Below are 1,919 nucleotides of genomic sequence, written 5' to 3'. Positions count from 1 at the left end.
TGCGGGTTAGAAATCCAACACAGCGAGGGTAGTATCCCACCAACGCCTCCACGTAAGCTAGCGCTCACGTATCTAAGGCTCCTACCTATCCTGTACAAGCTGTGCCGAATTTCAATATCAGGCTACAGTAAAGCTCCACGGGGTCTTTCCGTCCTGTCGCGGGTAACCTGCATCTTCACAGGTACTATGATTTCACCGAGTCTCTCGTTGAGACAGTGCCCAAATCGTTACGCCTTTCGTGCGGGTCGGAACTTACCCGACAAGGAATTTCGCTACCTTAGGACCGTTATAGTTACGGCCGCCGTTTACTGGGGCTTCGATTCGTGGCTTCGCAGAAGCTAACCACTCCTCTTAACCTTCCAGCACCGGGCAGGCGTCAGCCCCTATACATCACCTTACGGTTTAGCAGAGACCTGTGTTTTTGATAAACAGTCGCTTGGGCCTATTCACTGCGGCTCTTCGGGGCATACACCCCAAAGAGCACCCCTTCTCCCGAAGTTACGGGGTCATTTTGCCGAGTTCCTTAACGAGAGTTCGCTCGCTCACCTTAGAATTCTCATCTTGACTACCTGTGTCGGTTTGCGGTACGGGCACCCTGTTTCTAGCTAGAGACTTTTCTCGGCAGTGTGAAATCAGCGACTCAGGGGAACAATTCCCCCTCCTCATCACAGCTTAGCCGTATGAGTGCCGGATTTGCCTAACACTCAGCCTTACTGCTTGAACGTACATCCAGTCGCACGCTTCGCCTATCCTACTGCGTCCTCCCATCGCTTAAAACGAAAAAGGGTGGTACAGGAATATCAACCTGTTATCCATCGCCTACGCCTATCGGCCTCAGCTTAGGACCCGACTAACCCAGAGCGGACGAGCCTTCCTCTGGAAACCTTAGTCAATCGGTGGACGGGATTCTCACCCGTCTTTCGCTACTCACACCGGCATTCTCACTTCTAAGCGCTCCACATGTCCTCACGATCATGCTTCAACGCCCTTAGAACGCTCTCCTACCATTGTCCGAAGGACAATCCACAGCTTCGGTAATATGTTTAGCCCCGGTACATTTTCGGCGCAGCGTCACTCGACTAGTGAGCTATTACGCACTCTTTAAATGATGGCTGCTTCTAAGCCAACATCCTAGTTGTCTGGGCAACGCCACATCCTTTTCCACTTAACATATATTTTGGGACCTTAGCTGGTGGTCTGGGCTGTTTCCCTTTCGAACATGGACCTTATCACCCACGTTCTGACTCCCAAGTTAAATTGATTGGCATTCGGAGTTTGTCTGAATTCGGTAACCCGAGAGGGGCCCCTCGTCCAAACAGTGCTCTACCTCCAATAATCATCACTTGAGGCTAGCCCTAAAGCTATTTCGGAGAGAACCAGCTATCTCCAAGTTCGATTGGAATTTCTCCGCTACCCACAGTTCATCCGCTCACTTTTCAACGTAAGTCGGTTCGGTCCTCCATTCAGTGTTACCTGAACTTCAACCTGACCATGGGTAGATCACCTGGTTTCGGGTCTACGACCTAATACTCTATCGCCCTATTCAGACTCGCTTTCGCTGCGGCTCCACATTCGCTGCTTAACCTTGCATCAGATCGTAACTCGCCGGTTCATTCTACAAAAGGCACGCCATCACCCATTAACGGGCTCTGACTACTTGTAAGCACACGGTTTCAAGTTCTCTTTCACTCCCCTTCCGGGGTACTTTTCACCTTTCCCTCACGGTACTGGTTCACTATCGGTCACTAGAGAGTATTTAGCCTTAGGAGATGGGCCTCCTAGATTCCGACGGAATTTCACGTGCTCCGTCGTACTCAGGATCCACTCAAGAGTGTTAACGTTTTCGACTACAGGATTATTACCTTCTTTGATGTAGCTTTCCAACTACTTCGTCTAACGTCAACGTTTGTAACTCCGTA

Annotated in this window: 1 rRNA gene; it reads right to left on the bottom strand. The window is 50.4% G+C overall.

Going from position 1 to position 1,919, the window contains the following annotated elements:
- Positions 1 to 1,919: ribosomal RNA gene (locus N9R04_RS11230) — 23S ribosomal RNA — on the bottom strand; the annotation flags it as partial.

The organism is Staphylococcus marylandisciuri (assembly GCF_025519785.1).
Taxonomy (GTDB): Bacteria; Bacillota; Bacilli; order Staphylococcales; family Staphylococcaceae; genus Staphylococcus; species Staphylococcus marylandisciuri.
Note: the sequence above shows the minus strand (reverse complement) of the source record. Positions and strands in the feature narration are given on the sequence as shown.